Source organism: Fibrisoma limi BUZ 3 (genome assembly GCF_000296815.2).
Taxonomy (GTDB): Bacteria; Bacteroidota; Bacteroidia; order Cytophagales; family Spirosomataceae; genus Fibrisoma; species Fibrisoma limi.
In genome coordinates this window covers 431,931-456,909 of record NZ_CAIT01000005.1, presented here as the reverse complement: position 1 = coordinate 456,909, position 24,979 = coordinate 431,931, and the positions used below count along the sequence as shown (strand labels likewise).

At 52.4% G+C, this 24,979-nt stretch carries 22 protein-coding genes; 15 read left to right on the top strand and 7 right to left on the bottom strand.

Annotated features, from left to right (window positions below; all coding sequences use genetic code 11):
• Positions 1-16: 16 nt before the first annotated feature.
• Together BN8_RS06730 and BN8_RS06725 are read right to left on the bottom strand one after the other, a co-directional pair.
• The gene (locus tag BN8_RS06730) at positions 17-469 is read right to left on the bottom strand and encodes a hypothetical protein (RefSeq protein ID WP_009281067.1); all 453 of its coding nucleotides are present in this window, start codon (positions 467-469) and stop codon (positions 17-19) included.
• Positions 470-951: 482 nt separating this feature from the next.
• Complete coding sequence (locus BN8_RS06725) at positions 952-1,785, bottom strand: M48 family metallopeptidase (RefSeq protein WP_040005503.1); 834 nt, start codon at positions 1,783-1,785, stop codon at positions 952-954.
• Positions 1,786-1,999: 214 nt separating this feature from the next.
• Between BN8_RS06725 and BN8_RS06720 the strand changes: the two genes are divergently transcribed.
• From BN8_RS06720 to BN8_RS06685, 8 genes are all read left to right on the top strand, one after another.
• On the top strand, positions 2,000-2,611 hold the full coding sequence (locus BN8_RS06720) for a fumarylacetoacetate hydrolase family protein (RefSeq protein WP_009281065.1): 612 nt from the start codon (positions 2,000-2,002) through the stop codon (positions 2,609-2,611).
• Positions 2,612-2,632: 21 nt separating this feature from the next.
• Positions 2,633-4,726 carry a M23 family metallopeptidase gene (locus BN8_RS06715; RefSeq protein WP_009281064.1) on the top strand — a complete coding sequence of 698 codons (2,094 nt, stop codon included), beginning with the start codon at positions 2,633-2,635 and terminating at the stop codon, positions 4,724-4,726.
• A gap of 115 nt (positions 4,727-4,841) precedes the next feature.
• Positions 4,842-5,291: a thioredoxin-dependent thiol peroxidase gene (bcp, locus tag BN8_RS06710; RefSeq protein WP_009281063.1), complete on the top strand. Its 450-nt coding sequence runs from the start codon at positions 4,842-4,844 to the stop codon at positions 5,289-5,291.
• Positions 5,292-5,397: 106 nt separating this feature from the next.
• Positions 5,398-6,255 (top strand): transketolase, encoded by an 858-nt coding sequence (locus BN8_RS06705; protein ID WP_009281062.1) that lies wholly within the window; start codon positions 5,398-5,400, stop codon positions 6,253-6,255.
• 97 nt (positions 6,256-6,352) lie between these two features.
• Complete coding sequence (locus tag BN8_RS06700) at positions 6,353-7,306, top strand: transketolase family protein (RefSeq protein WP_009281061.1); 954 nt, start codon at positions 6,353-6,355, stop codon at positions 7,304-7,306.
• A gap of 102 nt (positions 7,307-7,408) precedes the next feature.
• Positions 7,409-7,981 (top strand): RNA polymerase sigma factor, encoded by a 573-nt coding sequence (locus BN8_RS06695; protein ID WP_009281060.1) that lies wholly within the window; start codon positions 7,409-7,411, stop codon positions 7,979-7,981.
• Positions 7,982-8,045: 64 nt separating this feature from the next.
• A complete protein-coding gene (locus BN8_RS06690; RefSeq protein WP_009281059.1) occupies positions 8,046-8,519 on the top strand; it encodes a hypothetical protein in 474 nt (157 codons plus the stop codon).
• 22 nt (positions 8,520-8,541) lie between these two features.
• Positions 8,542-8,970 (top strand): hypothetical protein, encoded by a 429-nt coding sequence (locus BN8_RS06685; RefSeq protein ID WP_009281058.1) that lies wholly within the window; start codon positions 8,542-8,544, stop codon positions 8,968-8,970.
• 98 nt (positions 8,971-9,068) lie between these two features.
• Here the strand turns inward: BN8_RS06685 and BN8_RS06680 are convergent, their stop codons facing one another.
• The 3 genes from BN8_RS06680 to trpF all read right to left on the bottom strand — a co-directional run bounded on the left by BN8_RS06680 (position 9,069) and on the right by trpF (position 11,425).
• Positions 9,069-10,067: a toast rack family protein gene (locus BN8_RS06680; RefSeq protein ID WP_009281057.1), complete on the bottom strand. Its 999-nt coding sequence runs from the start codon at positions 10,065-10,067 to the stop codon at positions 9,069-9,071.
• A gap of 64 nt (positions 10,068-10,131) precedes the next feature.
• Positions 10,132-10,605, bottom strand: a complete 474-nt coding sequence (locus tag BN8_RS06675; RefSeq protein WP_040005502.1) for a PspC domain-containing protein — start codon at positions 10,603-10,605, stop codon at positions 10,132-10,134.
• A gap of 199 nt (positions 10,606-10,804) precedes the next feature.
• A complete protein-coding gene (gene trpF / locus BN8_RS06670; RefSeq protein ID WP_009281055.1) occupies positions 10,805-11,425 on the bottom strand; it encodes a phosphoribosylanthranilate isomerase in 621 nt (206 codons plus the stop codon).
• Positions 11,426-11,756: 331 nt separating this feature from the next.
• On the opposite strand from trpF, the gene BN8_RS06665 reads away from it, so the two are divergent.
• The 5 genes from BN8_RS06665 to BN8_RS33545 all read left to right on the top strand — a co-directional run bounded on the left by BN8_RS06665 (position 11,757) and on the right by BN8_RS33545 (position 18,415).
• Positions 11,757-12,461 (top strand): hypothetical protein, encoded by a 705-nt coding sequence (locus BN8_RS06665; protein WP_009281054.1) that lies wholly within the window; start codon positions 11,757-11,759, stop codon positions 12,459-12,461.
• Between the two features lie 147 nt (positions 12,462-12,608).
• Positions 12,609-12,947 carry a PadR family transcriptional regulator gene (locus tag BN8_RS06660; protein ID WP_009281053.1) on the top strand — a complete coding sequence of 113 codons (339 nt, stop codon included), beginning with the start codon at positions 12,609-12,611 and terminating at the stop codon, positions 12,945-12,947.
• On the top strand, positions 12,944-15,616 hold the full coding sequence (locus BN8_RS06655) for an ABC transporter permease (RefSeq protein ID WP_009281052.1): 2,673 nt from the start codon (positions 12,944-12,946) through the stop codon (positions 15,614-15,616). Before BN8_RS06660 ends, BN8_RS06655 begins: the two co-directional genes overlap by 4 nt.
• A gap of 70 nt (positions 15,617-15,686) precedes the next feature.
• Positions 15,687-16,892, top strand: coding sequence for a permease prefix domain 2-containing transporter (locus BN8_RS33550; protein WP_229367799.1), 1,206 nt, complete (start codon positions 15,687-15,689; stop codon positions 16,890-16,892).
• Positions 16,823-18,415, top strand: coding sequence for an FtsX-like permease family protein (locus BN8_RS33545; RefSeq protein WP_229367797.1), 1,593 nt, complete (start codon positions 16,823-16,825; stop codon positions 18,413-18,415). Before BN8_RS33550 ends, BN8_RS33545 begins: the two co-directional genes overlap by 70 nt.
• A gap of 67 nt (positions 18,416-18,482) precedes the next feature.
• Here BN8_RS33545 and BN8_RS06645 read toward each other — a convergent pair whose 3' ends face one another.
• Positions 18,483-19,946 carry a BNR-4 repeat-containing protein gene (locus BN8_RS06645; RefSeq protein WP_009281050.1) on the bottom strand — a complete coding sequence of 488 codons (1,464 nt, stop codon included), beginning with the start codon at positions 19,944-19,946 and terminating at the stop codon, positions 18,483-18,485.
• Positions 19,947-20,154: 208 nt separating this feature from the next.
• Positions 20,155-21,729 (bottom strand): M28 family metallopeptidase, encoded by a 1,575-nt coding sequence (locus tag BN8_RS06640; RefSeq protein WP_009281049.1) that lies wholly within the window; start codon positions 21,727-21,729, stop codon positions 20,155-20,157.
• Positions 21,730-22,058: 329 nt separating this feature from the next.
• Here BN8_RS06640 and BN8_RS06635 point away from each other — a divergent pair, with 329 nt between their 5' ends.
• Together BN8_RS06635 and BN8_RS06630 are read left to right on the top strand one after the other, a co-directional pair.
• The gene (locus tag BN8_RS06635; protein WP_009281047.1) at positions 22,059-22,397 is read left to right on the top strand and encodes a PadR family transcriptional regulator; all 339 of its coding nucleotides are present in this window, start codon (positions 22,059-22,061) and stop codon (positions 22,395-22,397) included.
• Positions 22,394-24,952, top strand: coding sequence for an ABC transporter permease (locus tag BN8_RS06630; RefSeq protein WP_009281046.1), 2,559 nt, complete (start codon positions 22,394-22,396; stop codon positions 24,950-24,952). Before BN8_RS06635 ends, BN8_RS06630 begins: the two co-directional genes overlap by 4 nt.
• The last annotated feature ends 27 nt before the right edge of the window (positions 24,953-24,979 follow it).

Here is a 24,979-nt window from a genome sequence, read left to right as displayed (position 1 = left end):
GGTTACGGTTTTACGGTTACGCCTGACGAAAAGATACAAAATAATCGTGAATTGCCTTCAGCACATCGGCTTTTGGTAACTGAAGTTTTTCCGTGATTGTTTCAATGGAACAACTTTGACGGAACGCCAGTTCGAACACAACCTCCGGTAAACTTCCTTTTGCAGCAGCTCCAGCCTCTATCGGCTGCGGAAGCGGACCCTGCAAACGGGCTTTGGCTTCCAGTGCTTTCGTCCGTGCCAAACGAACGATCGCGACGGCAGTATTGCCCGGTGAGTTCACGTAACACTGCAAATCCGGCGACGAAAACATCTCGATCAATACTTCCTGCGCCTGCTCAGTCTGAGGAAGTATCTGTAAGATAATTCCGTAGGCCATAGAGCTGTAGCGATCATAGAGCGCAAGATGTTCAGCAGGTTTAGCAACTACCTGTGATACACCTCGTCCGCCGGGTCGTTCCCATTCATTCATACTGCGACTGATTACTCTGAAACGCTGGTAAATTTCGACTATACACTTAACTGGTCTAACTTTTCAGTTGCCCTTGCCCGCTCAATCAACTGACTGGAAAGAAACAACATCCGTTTGTTCTGTTCCTCACCACCTATTTACCGTATTGATAAAGTTAATGTGTAGACAAGGTAGGATGAACAGAATTTGACTTGATAAATTCAGCACACGGCGGGCGAAATCCCCCCCAAAAGGATTCGATTTGTTACTTTTTTATGTAAAAATAATCAATAACTCATTATAGACCAATCTGCAATTCCGTTTAATAAATGAGCGGAAACTGCTTACCGTTTAAAATCAATGCGATTCCCATTGGGTTTTGCATCAATTTTCCGGCCAAAAATTAGTACGTAGTGATCTATACGCAGCAAATGGTTTATAAACCACAAGAGGCATTCGCCCATGTCACACGAATGCCTCTTTAAGTTAAAAGACCTTGATTACTAGCTGCTTCTCCGGCCGCCGTTGTAATATTTCATGGCTTCTGGTATGAGTTTTTTCAGGTCGTTGATCCGACGCTGATCAGACGGGTGAGTCGACAAAAACTCAGGGGGCTTCCGACCACCGCCAGCCTGTGCCATCCGGCTCCAGAAATTAACGGCTTCCTGCGGATTGTATCCCGCCATCGCCATAAAAATCAGTCCCAGGCGATCGGCTTCCAATTCCTGCTTGCGGCTATGTGGTAAGGCCCGGCCAACCTGGTAGGCAACCGGTAACGTAGCCCCAACGGCCTGTAACAACAGCGAGTTCACCTGGCTCCGGCTGTTCTGAGCTACGGCACCTGTATACACCTGCCCGGCCTGAATAACGTTGCTGGCTATGAGCGACTCACTCAGCCGTTCGGCACTGTGTTCGGCCAGGGCGTGCGAAATCTCATGCCCCATAACGGTTGCCATACCGGCTTCGTTCTGAGTGTACGGCAAGATTCCCGTATAAACAGCCACTTTTCCTCCGGGCATACACCAGGCATTGACCTGCGGACTTTCGATCAGGTTGAACTCCCACTGAAACCCATTGATCCGGCTCCCGTAGTTATTCGCCTTCAGGTAGCTCTCCATCGCATCTTTCAGACGATTTCCGACCCGACGTACGAGTTCCGCCTGGTTATTGCCGCGAATTACCTGACTTGTATCCAGTACTTCACGATAGTTCTGAGCACTCAGCGCCAGTAACTCATCGCTTGAAATAAGTTTAAGTTGATTACGTCCAGTAATGGGTACTTTCTGGCACCCAATAGCCAGCCCGATCAGCAGCATGGCTATCATTCCTCTTTTCATATTTTGAATGGTTTTGTGTCAACTAGTCTATTCTGACTTTATATGACCCGCAAGAAGCCCGATTTGTTCCAAATATTTCAGAACGGTCGTGGTCAGGTTATCATTACTCGTTAGATTTGCAGGTCTGCCTTTCAATCAAGGTGGTGCTGAAAACCTCAGCCTGAAACCTAAGTTGCCTCAAGTTACCAGGAGGCATTGACCTGAAATTTACCCTATGAAAATTATTGCCGTCGGGCGCAATTACGCCGAACACATTAAAGAACTGAACAACGAACAACCCGACGATCCGGTCATCTTTACCAAGCCCGAAACGGCTATATTACGTAACAATGAACCGTTTTATTTTCCTGACTTCTCGACCGACGTTCACCACGAAGTAGAAATTCTGGTTAAAATCAGCCGAACGGGTAAGCATATCGACGAAAAGTTCGCCCATAAGTACTACGACGAAATCGGCATCGGTATCGATTTCACAGCCCGCGATCTGCAATCAAAACTGAAAGCCAAAGGACTGCCCTGGGACCTGGCCAAGGGATTCAATGGCTCAGCCCCCATCTCGTCATTTGTACCCAAGTCTGAATTCGCCGATCTACAGAACCTCAACTTCCGGCTGGATGTCAACGGCGAAACCCGCCAGCAAGGCAACACGAGCCTGATGCTGTTTAAAATAGATTACCTCATCTCGTTCGTATCGCGGTATTTCCTCCTGCAACAGGGCGATATCCTATTTACAGGTACGCCCAAAGGCGTCGGACCGGTTCAGCTTGGCGACCGCCTGACAGCCTACCTCGAAGACCGCAATATGCTCGAATTTGACGTTAAATAACCGAGTAAGTTTTAAAACGAGTTGAGAACATACCTATTTATAGCCGGACTTATCGGCCTGCTCAGTACGGGGTCGGCATTTGGGCAAGCCAACCGCCCCAATGAGACAGGCACGGCAACAGAACGAGCGGCCGGCAACCTGACGCTGGGTGCGGTTGCGCCCGGTTACTTTATGTTCCCCATCATGCCGGGGGGCGAGAATTCGCTGTCGGGGGGGCTGGGCGATCTGCGTGGTAATCACTTCCACGCGGGTTTGGACATTCGTACGCAGGGCCGCGAAGGACTGAACGTGTACGCAGCCGCCGATGGGTATGTTTCGCGGATTGCGGTGTTTACCGGCGGTTATGGTAATGTAATCTTTATCAAGCACCCCAACGGCCTGACTACTGTTTATGGGCACCTTAAAACTCTGAATGATACGCTGGGTACGTACCTGCGTCAACAGCAGTACGAGAAAAAGACGTTCGAGATTGACCTACGCTTTCAACCCAACCAGTTTCCGGTACGTAAGGGCGATATCATCGCGTTGTCGGGTAATACGGGCGGATCGGGTGGCCCGCACCTTCATTTTGAAGTGCGCGACGCCAACGACAACCTGATCAATCCGCTGCTGTACGGCTTCAATGAACTACAGGACAACGTACCGCCTTATTTTGAGCGGATCGCCCTGAAGACCATGACGCCCACGTCGCGGATCAACGGCGAATACCAGCGCCTGACCCTGGTTCCGGTACGTCAGGCTGATGGCTCCTACGTACTGAACAAACCCATAACGGCGTCCGGCCTGCTTGGGCTGGAGGTGCTGGCCTACGACAAAACCAGTGGCTCGCCGTATCGAAACGGTATCAATTGCCTGGAAGTCAAGATCGATGACCGGGAGGTGTTTGCCTACAACATGAACACGTTTCCGCACGAGCAGACGCGGTTCATCAACGTGCACATGAACTATGAGGTCGAGCAGTTGACCGGCCAGCGATATCATCGGGGCTATATCGCCGACGGCAATGCGCTGAGCCTGTATAAACTGGCCAACAACGCCCGGTATCGGGGACGGCTACCGTTGCTGGACGGCCAGCCGCACGAAATAACCGTCACGCTTTATGACGTATTTGACCAGTCGGCACAACTACGGTTCACGGTTTTGCCCGATACTTCTCAGGCGAACGGCCCGGCCCGGGATTCCTTCCAGGCTCGCCCAGCTACCTATACCCCCGATGAACCGGACGAGTCAGAAGCTGCGGCTACCAGTACGCCAACGGCCACTATCACTACCGATGAGAACGTCCTGAAGCTGACCGTTCGCAATGTATCGATAACTAATCCACCACCCGCCCGGTTATTTACAGGACGGAGCACGACGGAAATACCGGTCAGCTACGTACGTGGCAATCAGGCTGTGTATCTGATTGACCTGCGCAAAACCCTGCCCGATTCAGTGCAGATCGCCAACGGTATTGTGCGAACGAACTTGAAAAAACGTATTTTACCGGGTCGGAAAGATGGTTTTTCTGAGGGAGGGACCCGGTTGGACTTTAACCCAGCTACGTTGTTTGATACCCTGCACTTAGCCATGCGTCAGTTACCTGGTGGTGGCCTGGAAATCAATCAGCACACAATACCGCTGAACGATTACCTGATGGTACAGTATACCCCGACGTATCCAATCGCGATCGACACCATGCGTACGAAAGCGTACATGACCAGCGGTGGCCGACGTAAATTTCTGGGGGGCACCTGGCGGAAGGGCAAGATTGAGTTTAAAACGCGCGATCTTGGGCAGTTTCAGTTATTCACGGACACCAAGCCACCTACGGTTCAGATTCTGTCGGCAACACCAAAGGGCATTACGGCCAAAATTCGCGACGATCTGTCGGGCATCAACCAGTTCAGGGCCCTTGTCAATGGCGAATGGGTGCTGATGCAGTACGACTACAAGCGGGCTCTGCTGTGGTCGGATAAGCTGAACCCCGACGAACCTTTTGAAGAAGGCTCGGAAGTACTCGTTCAGGTAAAGGACAACGCCGGCAACATCGGTTCCGACAGCATAACTATTGAAACCCCGCGGCCAGCCGTGCGAAAGAAAGCGACACCCAAACGACGCGGGCGGAAGAGATAACCGGTTTCCTATGTTCGGTTTACGGTGTACGTCCAGAGGTATCATGTTCTCCATGGAGTCATTGAAACCGAATCGTCGGCCGCCGAAAACTGAAAACCGAAAACTATAAACCAGTATGAAACTACACATCGGCGATCAGGCCCCCGATTTTACCGCCACCGATCAGAACGGCAAGCCAGTTAAGCTGTCGGACTACCGCGGGCGGAAAGTGGTGCTGTATTTTTACCCGAAAGATGATACGCCGGGCTGCACGGCCCAGGCCTGTAACCTGCGAGACAATTACACCGACCTGCAGGCTGCGGGCTACGAAGTACTGGGCGTAAGTGTCGACGATGAGAAATCGCACCAAAAATTTATTGGTAAATACCAGTTACCATTTACTTTAGTCGCCGATACGGATAAACAGATCGTGGAATCGTATGGTGTCTGGCAAGAGAAGTCCATGTACGGCCGGACGTTTATGGGAACAACCCGAACGACATTTGTCCTCGATGAGAACGGAGTCATTACCGACATTATCGGGAAGGTTGATACCAAACAACATACAGAGCAAATTTTAAAATAAACCCCTGGCCGTCAGACGATGGATATTGGACTCACGTCGGCGAGCCAGTCAAATTAGCTTTAGCGGATAGTCCAATATCTAACGTCTACTATTTAACCTCCAAATTATGGAACTAGAAAAACTCGAAGGCATTGCCACCGCCGTCCGTCGCGATATTCTGCGCATGGTTGCAGCCGTAAACTCCGGCCACCCCGGCGGCTCGCTGGGCTGCACAGACTTCTTCGTTGCGCTTTATTTTGACATCATGCGCCGGAAGACTGACGAAAATGGCAATCCCATTTTTGACATGGACGGTCGCGACGAGGACCTTTTCTTCCTGTCGAATGGTCACATCTCACCCGTCTGGTATTCGGTGCTGGCTCGTGCCGGTTACTTCCCCCTCGAGGAATTGGGCACGTTCCGTAAGCTCGACAGCCGGCTACAGGGGCACCCCGCCACCGCTGAACATATTCCAGGTGTGCGTATAGCTTCGGGTTCCCTGGGCCAGGGCTTATCGGTAGCTTCCGGAGCCGCCTATGCCAAAAAACTCAACGGCGACGATAAGCACGTCTATGTGTTGATGGGCGACGGCGAACAGCAGGAAGGTCAGATCTGGGAAGCAGCCCAGTTTGCGCCGAACAAGAAACTCGGCAACCTGACGGCCATTATCGACCTTAACCATGCGCAGATCGACGGTACCACCAATAACGTCAACGACAACCGCGATCTGGGTGCCAAATACCGGGCCTTCGGCTGGTTCGTTGAGGAAATGAACGGCAACGATATGGCCGAAGTTATCCGGACGCTCCGCAAAGCACAGGAGAACCCTGACGTACCGACGCTGATTCTTATGCACACCGAAATGGGCTTCGGCGTCGATTACATGGTCGGCAACTACAAGTGGCACGGCACAGCCCCGAATGCTGACCAGCTTCAGCAGGCGCTGAACGGTCTGCCCCTGTCGGTGGGAACCACGGATTATTGATTTAATAGGGAAACGTACGATGTAGATGAAACGCAAAATCTTGCGTTTCTACAATCATGAAAATCAAACCCTCGCTACAGCGAATTAAGAGCAGCCAATGAAAAAATACGAATACACCGACAAGAAAGACACGCGCTCGGGCTTCGGCGCGGGCATTGCCGAATTGGGCAAGACACATCCCAATGTTATCGCGCTGACGGCTGATCTGGCCGGGTCGCTTAAACTGGAAGCGTTCATCAAGGAGTTTCCGGATCGGTTCATCCAGTGCGGTATTGCCGAGGCTAACATGATGGGCGTATCGGCCGGTTTGACCATTGGCGGCAAAATTCCGTTTGCCACAACGTTTGCCAACTTCGCGACCGGACGTGTATACGATCAGATTCGGCAGTCCATCGCGTATTCGAACAAGAACGTTAAAATCTGTGCCTCCCACGCGGGCCTGACACTCGGCGAAGACGGTGCCACTCACCAGATTCTGGAGGACCTGGGCATGATGAAGATGCTGCCCAACATGACGGTTATCAACCCCTGCGACTATAACCAGACCAAAGCCGCGACCATCGCCATTGCCGATCACGTAGGGCCAGTGTACCTGCGTTTTGGCCGGCCGGTAATTCCTATTTTCACCCCCGCCGATCAGAAATTCGAGATTGGTAAGGCGTGGCACGTCAACGAAGGCGACGCTGTTTCGATCTTCTGCACGGGTCACCTGGTGTGGGAAGCTATCAAGGCCGGTGAAATGCTGTCGGAACAGGGCATTGAAGCCGATATTATTAACATTCACACGATTAAGCCGTTGGATGAAGAAGCCATTCTGGCGTCGGTAAAGAAAACGGGTTGCGCCGTATCGGCCGAAGAACACATGATCAACGGCGGTCTGGGCGACAGCGTAGCGCAGGTGCTGGCCCGAAACTACCCCGCCCCGCTCGAATACGTCGGTGTTCACGATACGTTCGGCGAAAGCGGCACGCCCGATCAGCTCATGAAGAAATATGGTCTCACCGCCGACAAGATTGTTGAGCAGGTGAAGAAAGTAATGGCAAGAAAATAAGTTTGTAGTTAGTAGTTAGTGGTTTGTAGTTGGCTGACGCAAGAAAACAACACGCGTCAGCTAACTACAAACCACTAACCACTAACTACAAACTACTCACGAATGACTGACGAAGAACTCCTAGCAAAATACCGCGATCCGTCGAGCCGGAACTATGCCTTTAATCTGCTGGTGCGCAAGTATCAGCAGAAAATTTATTGGCATATCCGAAAGATGGTTATTGACCACGACGACGCCGATGATCTGGTGCAGGAGACATTTATCAAAGTTTGGAACAGCCTGGAACAGTTTCGGGGTGACAGTCAGTTATATACGTGGATATACCGCATCGCTACCAATGAGTGTCTTAACTTTCTGAACAAGAAACGTCGGCGCTTCTTTCTGCCCATCGGCGATGTGGAGGGCGAACTGATGGAGAAACTGGAATCCAATACCGACTACGTTACGTCAGGAACGGAACCCAGCGGAGAGGAAGTCCAGCTGAAACTTCAGAAAGCGTTGCTGAAACTACCCGATAAGCAACGGTTAGTATTTAACATGAAGTACTTCGATGACATGAAGTACGAAGAAATTGCCGAAATTACGGGTACGTCGGTTGGGGCGCTGAAGGCATCCTATCACCTGGCCGTCAAAAAAATTGAAGATTATATAAATAATTCTGATTCTACCGATTAAACCACGTCCGTTGGTGGCTGTCCAATAACAAAACGTAGCCCGGAACGGGTCACTGGCTACAACGATGATGAACGATAAAAAACCTATACGGATTGAGGAATTAGCGCGGGAACATCCGCTGCGACAGCAGCCGTTTTCCGTGCCGGAGGGTTACTTTGATTCGCTGCCTTCGCGGGTGCAGGCGCGGGTAACCCGAAAGAAACCCGGCTTTAGCATCAGTTGGTCATGGCAGCGAACGGCAGCTACGCTGGCCGGTGCGAGTCTGATTGCCGTACTAGTGTGGCAAACGCTGCCGCAACGGCAGGAATCGCTTGGAGCCGATACGCTGGAGGGTGTAAGCGATGCCGCCATTGCCAGCTATCTGGAAGAACAGGGTGTCAACCCCTATGAGTTAGCCGAACAGCAGGATATTCAGTCGTCGTTCAGTACGGATTCGACAATTATCCAGTACCTCGACGTAAAACCCGATGATATTCAGCGCTATTTTGACGAAAAAGGCTATTCCGAAACGTCGGGCAGCGAACCGGTTAACTCATAGTTAAACAGTTTATTCTATACTAATGAAACACGTATTGCACAGTTGGTTGCTGATGTTGATGCTGACAACGGGCGTTGCTTATGCGCAAGATGGGCGGCAGCGGATCGAATCGGCCCGGATCGCTTACATCACCAACCGATTAAACCTGACCACGGAGCAGGCGCCCCAGTTCTGGGCCGTCTACAATGAATATAATGGCAGAAAGCAGGAGCTTAACCGCCGGCTGCGGCAATTGAGCGGTGATCCGACCCGCCCAGGTCTGACGGAGTCAAATGCGCTCGCCGATCTGAAAGAAATTAATGCAACCAAGCAGAAGATTGCGGACCTGGACGATGAGTACATGAGCCGTTTTCTGAAAGTGATATCCCCCCAGCAACTGCGCGAATTATACAGCAGCGAGCGGGAGTTTAACAAGATGTTATTGAACCGATTGGGAAGTCCCCGACAATGACGCCCACAATCGACCAACCGTTTTACATAAACCTATGGAAATAAAAACCCCGGCCGCGCTTGCAGCCGGGATTTTTTGTGTTCAGACATCGGGGAATTTTAGTAACGCTTCACGGTAAAGCTCGATACGCCCCCATCGAACCGGATGTTGATTTTCTTGGTAGTCGTATCGTAGCCAGGACTTACGTATTCTCCGTTGCTGGTTTCGGTGAAGCCGTCAAGCTGATTAACGTTCAATGCGCCGTCTTTTTTGATGCGGCAACCCACTTCTTTGGGTACCTCTACCGTCACGGACGCTACGCCGGCATCAAGCTTCACATCCATCAGATCGGCTTTTGCCCCTAGTTTAAGATCCAGATCCGAGGCCCCGACACCTACTTTTAGCTCTTTGATAGCATATTGACTCAAATCCAGATCGGCATCGCCAGCCCCCAGACCAACATCGATTGTCCAGAGAGGTTTGTCGTTCAGATGTACGTCCACGCGGTTCTCAAAATCACCGTCCTTCAATCGAATCTTCTGATTTTCTTCGGTTGGTTTAAGCTCAATGGTTGGGATGCGGGTTGTAGGGTCGCGCTCTACGGTCATCGAATAATTACCAATCGTCTGCCGGGTATCGGCCTTGATCAGTTCCGATGTGGGTTCACTGATGGTGAAGCGCCCGGCGCCACCCGCCAGCTTCAATACGGCTTCGCGGGTATCAGGCTCCATCACCTCCGTAAACGTATTACTACGTACTTTTCCTCTCTCTGAAACCGACGAATTATCGTCGTCGTCATCCCGCCCCGAATCGTTGTCGTCATCATCGTCGTGATTCCAGTGGAATCCGGAGCGATGATCGTCCCGGTCCCGGCTGAAGAGCCCGAACAAAGTGAACGGAACGGCTACGGCCAGTAAAACCGTCGTAACGATCGACGCGGCACTACCCTGTCGTTCGAGAATCAGATTGATACCCGCCAGGATGAGCAACACCGGCCAGAAGTTGGCGAGAGAATGCCAGTCGAAATCAATCCAGTCGGCACGACGCGCAACGATCAGCAGGCCGAACGTAATTAACGCGACGCCCCAGAATAATCCACTATTTCGTCTTCGCTGCATGGCTTAAGTAGGTTAAGCGGTGTGATGTATGATATAGCTTTGAAAGTGCTATATCATACATTGTTTACAAAGGGTTGTTGGTGTTATTGGAATCGTAAGGTGTTTTAATCCGATCGCGGAAGATCAACCACAGGCCCACCGCAATCAGGATAAATGGCCACAGATCGCCAAAATCAATATCGAACCAGCGGTCGAGCAGGAACAGAACACCGAGAACGATCAGGACGATGCCACCGACGATGCTGCCGTTGGACGAAGTGGGGTTGTTGGGATTGTACGGTTGCATAGAAAAGACTGGGTTTGAATATACAGTTACCTGGTTAAGAGAAGCGCCGATTGGTTGCTTCGGCATAGCGATCCACAAAATAATGTAGATAAGTAACGCGGGAAAGTGCGGCAGAAAAATACCGGCAATAAAAATCAGGCGGACAACCGTCCGGTTCCATCCAAAATAGCGGGCCAACCCGGCCGCGACGCCCCCGATCATGGCTTCACCAGGGATGCGTTCTAGCGGAGTGCCGCCCAATTGATTGTTCATGGCTAATAGGGTCTAAAACCGTTGTAAATGTCGCAGGATGACGGTTCTGCCCCAACCGGAATTAGAAGAATGGACCCCGGGTTTGATGGATGTATGTTTTCAATGATAGTAGGTAATACAAGGTAGTGGTGATGACTTGGAGCATAGGGCATGGGGCTCAGGGTAATAACAGGTTACCCCATGTCCTACGCCCTTGGCCCTACTCCTCTTCGATTGCTTCGAGAATGTCCATTAGTTCGCCGAACTCCTTATTGCCGGGACGTTCTTCTTCCCCCCCGCTAAGGGCAATTCCCTGAACAGGTAGCTCGGCCAGGAGGTGGTGGACATTCTGGGCGGAAATGCCTGTTCCGAGCAGGATCGGGTAGCGGTTGGCTAACGGCTGGAGCGTTTGCTTCAGATCGTCATCGATGTGCAGCGGAGCACGACTTTCAAGCAGCACGAAATCTGCTCCGGCGCTGCTGGTCTGGAATAAGGTTTTCAACTGATCGAGGGTTACCTGCGACAAATCGACGCGGAGGATCAGTGGCTTACCGAACGAGCCCAGGAAAGGCAGGAGTGCGGCTTCATCGACCTGCAATACGTCGGGCTGGTACGTATCGAGCAGCCGCTCAATGTGTTCGGTATCCGTAGTTGTGGTTTCACCAACGATCTTTATACCAGCTACCCACGAACGGATTTCTTCAAATTTTTTAGGATCAACGTACTCCGGCGCATCTTCGTCCATTGAGAAGCCGAGCATATCAACGCCCATACCGGCACAGTAGCGGGCATCGCTCAGGTTAGTAACGTTGGAAATTTTAACGATTGTCTGAAGGGCCATGCGTGTAATTCAAAGAGAGAATGGCAAGTTTTATTCCATTCTGCTGCGAAGGTAACCGTTTTGCCGGAGCGGGCTGCGGACCTATTTATCAATTTTAACAGATTTTAGGACAACCCACATGCAACCTTCGTTCTCAACCCGGCATCTTTTGGGCAGTTAGTAACACCTATCGAATTACCTCCCTTCAGGACAGAGTACACGTCCGGGGACGTACATAGTCTACCTTTCTAACCTCTCTTCCATCGCGTTTATTACGTTCAGGCCCGGCGGCATCAGTGCCTTGGGCGCGGCAGGCTATTACCCAGGCAATAAACCAAAAACAATAAAGCTAATGAATCGCACGTATTCCATCTCCAACGCAGCCAGACGCTGGCTACTCGCATCTGTTTTGCTCATGATGCAAACAGCGGCTATCGGCCAGGCAACCAATGCTCATTACACGTATCCGGCCGACTCATCGAACGGCTACTGGCGCCTGCACACCGACTACGCCAGCCGCAGTACAATCATCCGGTTCTATGACCGCGACCGCCAACTGATTTACCAGGAAACCATCAGCGGCCGGTACGTGAAGCTCAACAAACGAACTGTTCGCCTATTCGATTCCATGCTGGATCGCCTGGTGAACAATCAGCTTCTTTCAGCACACGTCAGAACACACGAACTACTGGCCAGTAACGAACGCGTTCCGATCAATGCTTTCCTGCGTCCCAGCCTCCTGCGCGACGAACCGACGACCAGCCCGGAGGAAGCAAACCGATTCGTTACCCAGCCCTTGGTCAACAGCGAGGGGAAACTTCGCGTCATTTTCCTGAATCCCAGGCAGGAGCGAGTTCTTATATCCATCGAAGACAATTCCTACAACTCAATCTACCGGGACATCAGTTCACTGTCGGCCTACAAACGAGCCATCGACGTGAGCCAGTTGCCAGAAGGCACCTTCCGGTTCAGGATCGCTACGAAACAACAGACGCGAACGTACCGGCTAACGATCGGCCGGGGGGCGGTGCCTTACCGGCTTGATGAAATCCGGTAAAATGTTCGAGTTCGTTCACGATCGGACAGTGCGTGTACGTTTTCGGACAGACGAATGTTAGCTAAAAGCCCGACTATAAGCCAGAAACGGCGTTTCTGGCTTTTGGCAAGGCATTTGTTCTACTAAAGTTGAAATAACCTCTCGGCTATGAGACGAACCTACTTGGGGGAGTTTGAAGAAGTTGTGTTACTAACCGTTGCGGTGCTGGGCAACGGAGCCTACGGTGTTGCGATCACCGACGAACTGGAGCAGCAGACCGGTCGCTCGGTCAGTATCAGTGCCGTTCACGCAGCCCTGCATCGACTGGAAGAAAAAGGTATGCTTTCGTCACGAATGGGCGACGCTACCGCTGAGCGTGGGGGTCGGCGAAAACGCCTGTTCACGGTCACCGTATTGGGCAGCCGGACCCTCCACGACATCCGGGCGGTACGGGAGCAGCTATGGAACTCAATTTTGCCGAACACCCTACCGGCCATTAGTATATGAACGAAAGAAAGAGTAGGGAGGAAGGAGAACGGGGAGTTGCTCCACCCCGCTGGGCTGACCGGCTACTGGAATGGTTCTGCGCTCCGCACCTGCTGGAGGAAGTACAGGGCGACTTGCACGAGCGCTTCTCCCGGCGAGTGGCCCTGTTCGGCGAACGTAGTGCCAGGCGGCAGTACGCATGGGAGGCACTGGGGTTTTTCAAACCATTCGCACTGAAACGACAACAACGTGAGTATCCCTCACCCTTATTTTTACACCCAGCTATGATTCGCAATTATCTCAAGATCGCCTGGCGGAATTTAGCCAACAATAAAACATTCTCGGCCATTAATATTCTGGGCCTGGCGTTGGGCATGGTCAGCAGTTTATTGATTTTGCTTTGGATTCAGGACGAGCTAAGCGTCGATAACTACCATGCCAACGGACCTCAGTTGTACCACGTCATGCAGCGGCAAATGTACGACGGTAAGGTGGAAACGGGCCGCTTCACGCCGGGGGTGCTACCCGATGAGCTGAAGCAGCAGTTTCCTGAAATTATTCATGCTGCGGGCTACACGGGCTGGGACGCACGGATGACATTCACCGTGGGCGACAAGATCAATAAAGAAAGTGGCCACTGGGCCGGGGCCGACTGGTTTAAGATGTTTAGCATACCGCTGCTGGCCGGTACGCCCACGACGGCCCTCAACACCCCGAACAGCCTGGCCATTTCCAGAAAAGTAGCCGAATTCTATTTTGGTGACCCAACGGCAGCACTCGGCAAGAGCATCCGTATCGACAACAAAACGGACTATCAGGTCACGGCCGTATTTGAGAACCTGCCCACCAACACATCCGACAAGTACGACTTCCTGCTCAACTGGCAGGACTGCATTACGCGAAATCCCTGGATGAAGGATTGGGGTAACAATGGTCCGCATACCCGGATTCAGGTTCGCCCGGACGCTGACGTTGCCACCCTCAACGCGAAACTGAAACCGTTTTTGAGAAAGTACAACAAAGAACTGGGGCGCAGTTTCAACGCCGAACTCTTTTTACAAGCTGTTCCCGACGCTTACTTATACTCAAACTTTAAGAACGGGCAGCAGGACGGCGGCCGTATTGAATACGTGCGTTTGTTCGGCATCGTAGCAGCTTTTCTGCTACTGATTGCCTGCATCAACTTTATGAATCTGGCTACGGCCCGGTCGGTTAAGCGGGCACGGGAAGTGGGTGTTCGGAAAGTGGTCGGTGCTATGCGGAGCTTACTGGTCGGGCAGTTTATTGGGGAAGCGTTGCTGCTCACGTCACTGGCGCTGCTGATTGCCCTGGGCTTCATCTACCTCATCCTGCCTTCATTTAATTCGCTAACCGGCAAACACATCCGCCTACAGATTACCGACGCCCGGTTCTGGTTGATGCTGGGTGGCATAACGGTCGTGACGGGCTTGCTGGCAGGTAGCTATCCGGCCCTGTTCCTGTCGTCGCTGAATCCGGTTCGGGTCCTGAAGGGATCGTTGAAGTTTGGTTCCGGTGCCCGGCTCTTCCGGCAGGGTTTGGTAGTCTTCCAGTTTGTGCTGTCGACCTTGCTCATCGTCGGCACCATTGTGGTCTATCGGCAAGTGAATTTCATACAGACGAAAAACCTCGGCTACGACCGTGAAAATCTGCTGTACGTGCCGGTTGAAGGCGAGCTGACGACCCAGTCCGCCTACAAAACCTTCCGCGACGAACTCTTGCGGATGCCCGGTGTAGCCTCGGTATCGTCCATACAGGAAGCCCCACACAACATTGGTAGCAGCACGGGGGGCGTTAGCTGGCCGGGCAAAGACCCAAACGTCCTCATTGAGTTTGCGCAAACTTCAGTAGGCTACGACGTTGCCAGGACGTTGAAGCTGAAGCTGACCGGTCGTGATTTCTCGCCCGCGTTCAGCACCGACACGACCAACTACCTCATCAACCAGACAGCCGCTAAGCGCATTGGCTACGAAAACCGGAACCGCACCGGCGGACCGGCCGGATCGCCAGTCGGCCAACCGCTGACCATGTGGGGCAAGCCCGGTAAAATCATTGGCGTAATCGAAGATTTTCATTTCCAGTCGCTGCACACCCAAATTACGCCGTTGATCCTCCGGTTGAGCACGGACCCGGGCTCGCAGAACTTTATGATCCGGACGCAGCCCGGCCAGACGCAGCAGGCCCTCGCGAGCATTGAAGCGTTATGGAAGCAGATGAACCCGAAGTTTCCGTTTGCTTACCGTTTTGCCGATGAAGAATACAACAACCTGTACAAAAGCGAGACAGTGGTGGGCAGCCTGGCCAATTACTTTGCCTTCCTGGCTATCTTCATCTCGTGTTTAGGTCTGTTTGGGCTGGCAGCCTTTACCGCCGAACAACGAACAAAAGAGATTGGGGTGCGTAAAGTCTTAGGCGCGTCGATTGCCAACGTGGTTACGCTACTCTCAACCGACTTCCTGAAGCTGGTCTTCATTGCCATCCTGATTGCGTCCCCCCTGGCCTGGTACGTCATGGACCAGTGGATGCAGCATTTTCAATACAGAATTGGCGTCGAGTGGTGGGTATTCGTGGCAGCCGGTGTGCTGGCTATTTTGATCGCCTTGCTGACCATCAGCTTCCAGAGTATCAAAGCGGCTTTGATGAATCCGGTCAAGTCCTTACGTAGCGAATAAATGGCATAGGGCCGGGGGCATGGGCAAAGTGTAAAACCGCCCCAACTCCTTGCCCTAAGCCCCCGACCCTATGCCCAAACCCCCTCGCCCCCGCCCCGTCAGACCGCCCCAACTCGCCGACCGCCTGCTGGAATGGTTCTGCGCTCCGCACCTGCTGGAGGAAGTGCAGGGTGACTTACACGAGCGCTTCTACCGGCGAGCAGTCCTGTTCGGCGAACGCAGTGCCCGGCGGCAGTACGTCTGGGAGGTGCTGGGGTTTCTAAAACCCTTTGCTGTTAAGCGTAAATCAACGATCCACCGTCGCGGTGAGTTTACATCTACTTTTTCACTTAGTCCCGCTATGATCCGCAATTACATCAAAACCGCTTTCCGGAACCTGACTAAGCATAAGGTTAGTACCCTTATCAATACGTTAGGGCTGACGCTGGGCGTAACGGCCTGTCTGGTCATCTACGTCATTATCAGCTACGAGTTAAGCTTTGATACGTTCCACCCCGACAACGACCGTATTTTCCGGGTGGTGGGCGAGGTCAGCACGGGCAAATCAGCCGAAGCCCACCCCGTAGGTTTTATTCCGAGGGCGGCTCCAAACGCCATTCGCAGCGAGGTTTCTGGCCTGGAAACGGTGGCCGCCTTTCATAACCTGCACTCCCATGTCCTTATTCCCGAAGGACCTAAACAAACCCGACGGTTTGAGGCAGGCCGTTTCGGTGCCGATCGGGCGGAAATTGTTATCGCTGACCCGCAGTATTTCGACATCTTCCGGTACGAATGGCTGGCCGGCAATCCCAAAACGTCGCTCAACGAGCCGTTCAAAGTGGTGCTGTCGGAACAGAAAGCCCGTACCTATTTCGGCAACGTACCCATCGACAACATGCTGGGTCGGGAAGTCATCTACCGCGATTCAATCCGCACTACGGTCAGCGGAATCGTTAAAGACTGGAACCACAATACGGATTTTACGTTCACGGACTTTATTTCGGCCGCGACGATCCGCACCAGTTTTCTGAAAGGCGAAATCAACCTCGACGAATGGAACGACATCTGGTCCTCGTCGCAAACGTTCGTGAAGTTGGCAAAGGGCACTTCGCCCGCCGAAGTAGACGCCCGTCTGGCTACGTTTGGCAAGGCACACAGGAACAGTTTAACCCCAATCAAGGCACCGGCGATTTTAGGATCGTTCCGAGTCTGCAACCGCTGTCGGACGTGCATTTTAATCACCAGTACCAGGACAACTATTCGCGGAAAGCCCACCTTCCATCGCTCTACGGCATGATGGTCGTAGCGGTGTTTATCCTGCTGATTGCTGCTATCAACTTCATCAATCTGGCAACGGCCCAGTCGGTACAGCGGACGCGCGAAGTGGGGATGCGTAAAGTTCTGGGCGGTAGTCGCCAAAGTCTGATTGCGCAGTTCATGAGCGAAACGCTGATCCTGACCATTTTGGCTGTAGGGCTTGCTCTGCTGCTGACCCGGCCGATGCTTTCGGCCTTTGAATCGTTCATTCCCAGGGGCCTCAGCTTCTCGGTGTTTACGCCAAACATCCTGCTGTTTCTGCTGGCAATCACGTTGACCACTGCCTTACTTTCCGGCCTGTACCCATCGTGGGTGCTGTCGGCGTATCGACCGGCGCAGGCGTTGAAAGGTCAGACCGGGCTGCTGGGCAATCAGAAAGGCTACCTACGGAAAGGGCTGATTGTCTTCCAGTTTACAGTGTCACTCCTGTTCATCATCGGCACCATCATGGTAGGTCGTCAGCTCAGTTACATCCGAAATAAAGACCTGGGGTTCTCGACCGACGCGGTTGTTCTGATCAACACCCCACAGGTTGATAAAAGCGACGTACTGGCGCAACAGTTAAGGCAGCTTACCGGCGTAACCCATGTAGCCAAACAATGGTCTGCGCCCATGAGCGAAGGGTATATGCTCACCAAAATGACGTACCGGGGGGCTAAAGCCATCGAAACGGAAGTATCAGCGAAGATCGGCGACGAAAACTACATTCCGCTGTACCAATTGCGCGTCGTTGCCGGTCGGAACATGATGCCGACCGACACACTACGGGAACTGGTGATCAACCAAACCTACGTCAAAGCCCTGGGTTTCAAACAACCCGCCGAAGCTATCGGCAAACTGCTCAGCTTCAACGGCCGGGATTATCCCATCGCAGGCGTAGTGGCCGACTTCCACGAAAACTCGCTGCATGCCCCGATCCGGCCTACGTTCATTGCATATATGCCTGGTATGTCGAAGGACATCGCGGTTAAGCTGGCGACCAAAGGAAAGCAGGTAAGCGATGTGCGGACCTCACTGGCGGCAATTGAGGACGCCTGGCAGACGGTCTACCCCGATAAAGAGTTTTCTTACACCTTCCTCGACGATTCAATTGCCCGGCTCTACGAAAGCGATCAAAAAATTGCCCGGCTTGTCAATACGGCCACGGCCATCGCGATTCTGATTTCATGCATGGGTTTGTTCGGTCTGGCGACATTTACGGCTCAGCAGCGGACGAAAGAAATTGGTGTTCGGAAGGTGCTCGGGGCATCAGTCGTCAGCATCATTACCCTTCTATCGGCGGATTTTGTCAAACTGGTGTTCATCGCCTTCCTTATTGCCTCACCGATCGCCTGGTGGATCACCGGCAAATGGCTGGAAGAATTCGCCTATCGGGTGGACGTAGCCTGGTGGGTATTCATCCTTGCGGGCGTCCTGGCAATGGGTATAGCCCTACTAACGGTCAGCTTCCAGAGTGTGAAAGCTGCGTTGATGAATCCGGTAAAGTCCTTACGTAGTGAATAACGTAGAGACGCAAAATATTGCGTCTCTACCAGCAATATTTTGCGTCTCTACGTTATCGTGTTCCCATTCACCTGGCCGGTTGCGAAAAAACGGGAATTGGCTTTTCCATGTCGGCTTTCATCTCAGCCGGTAGTTGAAACACCCGCCCTTTGTCATCGCAAAAATACAGATAGGACGCTGAAGCCAGTCGGGCGTTGCCGTCGGCCCAGAGCGCGACGAACCCCGGCTGGCTATTCACCGGCCGACGCGGGTACGTGTGATTTCGGATACTACCCGGCGTAAGTTCGCGAATTCGCTGCCAGGTTTTGCCCGCATTCCGGCTTTCGAGCAGTACCAGATTCCCGCCCGTTCCAAACGCCTGTGGCCCCGTTTCGACCGGACCAATGATTCGCCACCTGTCTTTTTCTACGTACAGCGATCCCATGTCGTAATTGTGGTCAGACTGCGCTACGTCATGAATCAGCCAGTCGCTACCAGTCCAGTGAGCAACGTGCCATGCATAGGGTCCGTTCGCTGGGCCGGGTTCAGGCCCTTTGCTGGTGATGTACAGGATAATCGGGCGGCCAGCGGCATCGTAGTTCAAATCGCTGATGTATACGTTCTGTCCTGCACTCCGGTATTCTTTCACCAGGGCGCTGTTCTGCACATTCTTTAATGGTAAAGCCACCGGCCTGCCATCGGCTGTATGCCAGGTTTTACCGAAATCATCCGTTTCGATATAATACAAATTGGTCCGGTAGTCGAGTCCGCTTCCCGTCTTCCTGTTCGGGTGATAGTTAAATGAACTACCAATTCTACGGCCAGCCTGACCGCTGGTTTGATAATGCCCTTCTTCAATTACGCCAATGTCCTGCCAGGCTGACCAGTTTACGCCGTCGGCACTGGTGATAAAGCTGATCGTTCGGCGGGGTTTGTTGGCTCCGTTTGGTAGCACACCCCGGTCGTAATGCGTCATCAGGTTCAGAAAACCCTGACCGGGTACGTGGTAGCTTTGAACGTAGGAGAAGTTGTCGAACGGCACTCGCTGACCGTTTTCGTCTAATCGTGTTGCCGGTATCCGCTCAAACGCACTGATATCATATGGCTGGCGACTACGATGAATGAATGAAGGCCGCTCGGTGCCATGCGACGTTGAGAAAATCCAGACATACCCTTTATCATCAAGTTGAATAATGGGGTTATCGTGGGCATCGTCGGTTTCTTTATTGAGCAGCAGCGTCGGCCGCGATACCCGACCCGTCTGGTGATCGTAAAAGCCAACCATATGGCACAACTGCCGGGATGTCGAATCGGTTACTCCACCGAAGCAAAAGAATGTCTTCTTAACGGCCGACGCGTATACCGAGAAAGGATAGTGGTTAGCTGGGTAGGTGCCCAGGCCACCGCTGTATTTATGGACATAGTCGTCTCCTGTTTTTCCAATGTAGTACCAGATGCCACGATAGCCCGGTGCTTGCTGGTTTACTGTCTGGATTTGCGCGGAGGTCGAAAAAGAGATAGCTACAAGCGCCCAAAGGAGTCGAAAAGTCATGATAAACAGGTTCTGCTACTCGACAAAAGCGGGCTTTGATGCGTCGTTACTCACTGAAAACGCCATCACCTCGCCGGATAGGTTTATCAACGAGCCCAATGCAGGTGCCCCTGTTTGGTTCTGTTGTTCACACAGCCAAAAGAAAAGGCGGTCGGGCCTGTTGGCCACGACCGCCCTAAAAGCGGCTGATTCGTTACCTCATAATCGTTTACCGGGTGGCTTGCTGAGCCGTGACGGGCTGTTTAGCCGGAATTCGCTGATCCCGCATAGCCGCGTTGTACACGAAACTGGCCACGATAACTGCGGCCTGTTTCAGATCGTCGGGCTGCAGGTGATCGTAGGTGTCCATGTTGGTATGGTGCGTCCGGGTGTTGTATTCGATGCGGTCCTGAATGAACTGGAAACCCGGTATGCCAAACCGGTCGAACGACAGGTGATCGGTGCCGCCTGTGTTCTGAATCGTGACGGTTGTAGCACCCAGATCGTTAAATGGCTTCAACCACTGCGAAAAAATGGGTCCGGCGGCTTCGTTGCCCTGCAGGTAAACACCCCGTATCTTACCCGTTCCGTTATCGACGTTGAAATAGGCCGCTACGTTCTGCCCTTCCTTGGTCAACTGGTTCGTCGTCGTGTTAACCAGGTGATTGGCTACGTAGTTCTTCGAGCCGTGTAGCCCCTGCTCTTCGCCACTCCACAGTGCCAGGCGGATGGTACGGCGCGGCTTGACACCAATCGCTTTCAGAATACGTACGGCCTCCATCATTACGGCGCTCCCGGCTGCATTGTCAGTAGCACCGGTGGCGGCATGCCACGAGTCGAGGTGAGCCCCCAGCATAATTACTTCATCCTTCAGCTTCGGGTCAGTACCGGGAATATCGGCCAAGACATTGTAGCCTTTGATGTCGTCGGCGAAGAACTTAGTTTTTACGTCCAGTTCCAGTTTCACCGGTACGTTCGCTTTCATCAACCGGCAAAGCATGAGATAATCCTCCACCGCAATCGACAGGTCCGCCAGATCGTCGGGTGTTGCCCCCAAAGCCGCGTTGGCGTAGTCACCGCTGACGAAGAGCGTACCGTCTTTACTGTTCTGCGTACTGTTCAAAATGCCCACGGCTCCTTCTGCTTTCGCCATCCTGCGCATCTTTTGGTTGAAAAGGTTGCCAACCCGCATGGCCATCATACGCCGACGCATAGCCGAGTCGCCCTGCATCCGCTGCCCGCGCAATCCGGCTGTTTCGCCGGCCATTTTTTGCAGTTCTTCGTCAGTAAAGCGGTCGGCATCGGCTTTAAACGACGGCGTCACTTTGTACGACTGGTCGATCAGAATGACTTTATTTTTCAGCTTGCCTTTGTAGTTTTCCAGCGCGGTGGTGTCAGTTTCGCTGATGAACAGAATATCGGCGGTCTGGAGCTTGTTGGTGCTGCCACTCCAGGCACGGGGCACAGCAATCATCGACTTATAGTACGGCGCAGTCATGGCAAAATAACAACGCTCGACGGCCCAGCCTTTGCCCCAGTTGCCCCAGGCTTCCAGCTTAGCATTTTGCAGTCCCCAGCCCGCCAGTTTTCCTTTGGCGTAGTTGGCGGCCTTCACGTAGCCCGGCCCCTGAATACGTGGCCCGTTGACATCGGTGAGGTAAAACGCCGTTTCCATCACCTGCGATCGCTGCATACCCTCCTGTCGAATTTTGTCGAGGGTTGTCAGGTCGAGTTTTTCATCCTGCCCATAGGCCAGCACCGAACTGCCCAGCAGCAGACCAGCGACGAGTAATTGGTTTTTCATGCTTATGAATAAAGGGAACGTAATAATCTTCCAAGTTAGTCACCATTTACTCAGAAATAAATATCTAGGAGCAGGTTATTGGCCATACATAATTTTTCCCCGGCTTTGTACTACAATAGAAAATTTTCCTGAAGCCTTCGATTGGTTATTAATTCTACGTGGGACTCTGATCAAGCGAATCGTTCTGTCCTGAAGCGTACGTTTACGTGTCCGGTAACGGACATTTTGCATCGGCCTATTTCAATAAAACGCCCGTTCTGAAACGTACGAAGCGGTTCTTCTTTGTTGGCAATCTATTTGCTCAGCAAAAATAGATTTAATTCCAGGCTATGAAACGAACCTACTTAGGCGAGTTTGAAGAGATCGTGCTGCTGCTGGTGGCGGGTATGGATGGCGAAGCGTACGGCGTGGGAATCACCCATAAGCTGAACGAAGAAACTGACCGATCAGTACGGCTCAACCAGGTACACGCAGCCCTGCATAGGTTGCAGGAGAAAGGCATGGTGGCATCGCGGATGGGCGATCCCACGCCCGAGCGCGGTGGCCGGCGAAAGCTGCTGTTTACCGTAACGGCCTACGGCTACCGGACGTTGCAGGACATCAAGGCAATGCGGGCGCAGTTGTGGAACGAGGTGCCCCCTACCCCCAAACTCGCCATTAACTTATGACCCCTAGGCCCCCGAAACTCGCCGACCGACTGCTGGCATGGTTCGTAGCTCCACACCGGCTGGAAACCCTGCAGGGCGACCTGCACGAGGAGTTCGTCTACCAGGTCGAACGCGTGGGTGAGCAACGGGCCAGGTGGCGGTATTGGCGCGATGTGCTGGGCTTTGTCAGGCCGTATGTGATCAAACGTAAACCTTCAGAATATATAACCCCCTCACTAGTAAGCCCTGTTATGTTACAGAATTACGTCAAAATCGCTTGGCGAAGCTTACAGCATAATCGCCTGTTAAGCCTGATTAACATCTTTGGTCTGTCGCTCGGCATGACCTGTAGCCTGCTGATTGGCTTATGGGTAAATGATGAATTAAGCTTTAACAAAGGGTATAAGGACGCCGAACGCATCTATTTTGTTCGGCTTACAGATGGTATCAATACCGGAGAAATCATGCCCGGCTCACTGGCCGAAGCGCTGAAGAAAGACGTACCACAGGTAGACAAGGCAACCAAGTTTACGGTATGGAGTAACGATTTTCTGCTCAAAGCAGGCCAGCGGTTCAGCAAAAAAGAGGGCAATTATGTAACGGAAGACTTCTTCGATATTTTCCAATATCCGGTGTTGCAGGGTAATCCGCGCGTCGCGATTCAGTCGCCCAACGCCATCGTCATTACGCGAAGTATTGCCGAGACACTTTTCGGCACAACGGAGGCTGTAGGAAAGACGCTCCAACTCAATAATGATAAGTATTATAGGGTCGGCGCCGTCATTGAAAATATCCCTCACAACTCCTCCATTCAGTTTAACTGGCTGGTAAATTTCAAAGTAGCCGAAGAAGACTGGATGAAAGGTTGGCAAAGCCGCTCGTTTCTCAACTACATAAAGTTGAAGCCGAATACGACTCATGCCCAGGCCGAAGCCAGCATGCGTACGCTAGTAAAGCGTTATCTGCCCGACACAAAGGAGGTCCCTGTCCTTCAACCCATTGCCGATACGTATTTGTATGGCAATTATGAAAATGGCAAAGCCGTTGGCGGACGTATCAGCTACGTAAAATCCTTTAGTCTGATCGCTCTGCTTATCCTGCTGATTGCCTGCGTCAACTTCATGAATTTAGCCACCGCCCGTTCATCACTGCGGGCAAAAGAAATAGGTGTCCGAAAAGTGGTAGGTGCCGGGCGTCTGTCGCTGGTAGGGCAGTTCATTGGTGAATCAACGCTCTTGAGTTTGCTGTCTGCCTCAGCAGCCATTGGCTTGACTCTATGTCTTTTACCGACGATCAATGAACTTGTTGGTAAGCCCTTAGCCCTTGATTTCTCATCCCCAACTCTGTGGTTGTATGTGATTACGCTCGTTGTCGGTACGAGTTTGGTGGCGGGGAGCTATCCAGCCTTGTTTTTATCCGCCATGCAGCCGGTCAGGGTCCTGAAGGGCGCTTTCACTAATGTCGCATCCGGCGCTGCATTCCGCAAATCATTGGTCGTGTTTCAGTTTTCGCTGTCGCTGTTTTTAATCGTCGGCATGCTGATCATTGGCCGGCAGATGGACTACGTCCGGACAAAGCAGCTTGGTCTTGACCGTCAGAACCTCATTTACATACCCGTAGAAGGAGAGCTGCTCCCAAAGATGGAAACGTTCAGACAGGAGTTGCAGCGCTCGAATACCATCAGTTCGGTGACCTCGACAGGTGAGCTTCCCATTCATATCGGGAGCACAAACGTCCTGAATTGGGCGGGCAAAGACCCCAACCTGAATGCTTCCGTCAATACGATGAAAGTAGGCCTTGATTTTGCCAAAACACTGGGAATTAAATTCATCGCTGGGCATGATTTCAGCCCTTCCGATACCAACAGCTACATCGTAAATGAGTCGGCGGTTAAAATGATGAACCTAAAAAATCCACTTGGCATGGAAATCATGTTCTCGCGCGGGAAGGGCCGTATTATCGGGATCATGAACGATTTTCATATCAGCTCACTGCATGAACCCATTCGGCCCCTGGTGCTTACCTATTACCCGAAATGGACCAATGACTTCCTGATAAAAACGGCACCCGGAAAAACAGCGGAAGCCCTACAGGTAGTCGAGCAGACGGCTCACCGGCTTAATCCAAGCTATCCGTTTACCTACCATTTTTTAGATGAGGCATACGAAAAACTCTATCGGAGCGAAACACTGGTCAATACGCTCACAAATTACTTTGGTCTGCTGGCCATCCTCATCTCATGCCTGGGTTTGTTTGGTTTGGCGGCCTTTACTGCGGAGCAACGTACCAAGGAAATCGGCATCCGGAAAGTGCTCGGCGCATCCGTACCCAACGTTATTGCGCTCTTGTCGAAAGACTTCCTGAAGCTGGTGCTAATCGCCATCGTTATCGCGACCCCGCTTGCCTGGTACGCCATGAGCCAATGGCTACAAAACTTCACCTACCGCATCAACATCGAATGGTGGATGTTTGCCGTAGCAGGTTTACTGGCAGTGGGGATTGCCCTGATGACGGTCAGTTCACAAGCCATCAAAGCCGCGTTGATGAATCCCGTCAAATCATTACGTAGTGAATAAATCGCATGGGGCCGGGGGCGTGGGGCG

Bases quoted from the DNA above. Each gene is read 5' to 3' on its own strand.
- BN8_RS06640 (WP_009281049.1), bottom strand. From the start codon at position 21,729: ATGAAAAACCAATTACTCGTCGCTGGTCTGCTGCTGGGCAGTTCGGTG.
- BN8_RS06680 (WP_009281057.1), bottom strand. From the start codon at position 10,067: ATGCAGCGAAGACGAAATAGTGGATTATTCTGGGGCGTCGCGTTAATT.
- BN8_RS06635 (WP_009281047.1), top strand. From the start codon at position 22,059: ATGAAACGAACCTACTTAGGCGAGTTTGAAGAGATCGTGCTGCTGCTG.
- bcp (WP_009281063.1), top strand. From the start codon at position 4,842: ATGAAACTACACATCGGCGATCAGGCCCCCGATTTTACCGCCACCGAT.
- BN8_RS06685 (WP_009281058.1), top strand. From the start codon at position 8,542: ATGAAACACGTATTGCACAGTTGGTTGCTGATGTTGATGCTGACAACG.
- BN8_RS06655 (WP_009281052.1), top strand. From the start codon at position 12,944: ATGAACGAAAGAAAGAGTAGGGAGGAAGGAGAACGGGGAGTTGCTCCA.
- BN8_RS06705 (WP_009281062.1), top strand. From the start codon at position 5,398: ATGGAACTAGAAAAACTCGAAGGCATTGCCACCGCCGTCCGTCGCGAT.
- BN8_RS06675 (WP_040005502.1), bottom strand. From the start codon at position 10,605: ATGAACAATCAATTGGGCGGCACTCCGCTAGAACGCATCCCTGGTGAA.
- BN8_RS06700 (WP_009281061.1), top strand. From the start codon at position 6,353: ATGAAAAAATACGAATACACCGACAAGAAAGACACGCGCTCGGGCTTC.
- BN8_RS06660 (WP_009281053.1), top strand. From the start codon at position 12,609: ATGAGACGAACCTACTTGGGGGAGTTTGAAGAAGTTGTGTTACTAACC.
- BN8_RS06690 (WP_009281059.1), top strand. From the start codon at position 8,046: ATGATGAACGATAAAAAACCTATACGGATTGAGGAATTAGCGCGGGAA.
- BN8_RS06725 (WP_040005503.1), bottom strand. From the start codon at position 1,785: ATGAAAAGAGGAATGATAGCCATGCTGCTGATCGGGCTGGCTATTGGG.
- BN8_RS06630 (WP_009281046.1), top strand. From the start codon at position 22,394: ATGACCCCTAGGCCCCCGAAACTCGCCGACCGACTGCTGGCATGGTTC.
- BN8_RS06730 (WP_009281067.1), bottom strand. From the start codon at position 469: ATGAATGAATGGGAACGACCCGGCGGACGAGGTGTATCACAGGTAGTT.
- trpF (WP_009281055.1), bottom strand. From the start codon at position 11,425: ATGGCCCTTCAGACAATCGTTAAAATTTCCAACGTTACTAACCTGAGC.
- BN8_RS06695 (WP_009281060.1), top strand. From the start codon at position 7,409: ATGACTGACGAAGAACTCCTAGCAAAATACCGCGATCCGTCGAGCCGG.
- BN8_RS06720 (WP_009281065.1), top strand. From the start codon at position 2,000: ATGAAAATTATTGCCGTCGGGCGCAATTACGCCGAACACATTAAAGAA.
- BN8_RS33550 (WP_229367799.1), top strand. From the start codon at position 15,687: ATGCCCAAACCCCCTCGCCCCCGCCCCGTCAGACCGCCCCAACTCGCC.
- BN8_RS06645 (WP_009281050.1), bottom strand. From the start codon at position 19,946: ATGACTTTTCGACTCCTTTGGGCGCTTGTAGCTATCTCTTTTTCGACC.
- BN8_RS06665 (WP_009281054.1), top strand. From the start codon at position 11,757: ATGAATCGCACGTATTCCATCTCCAACGCAGCCAGACGCTGGCTACTC.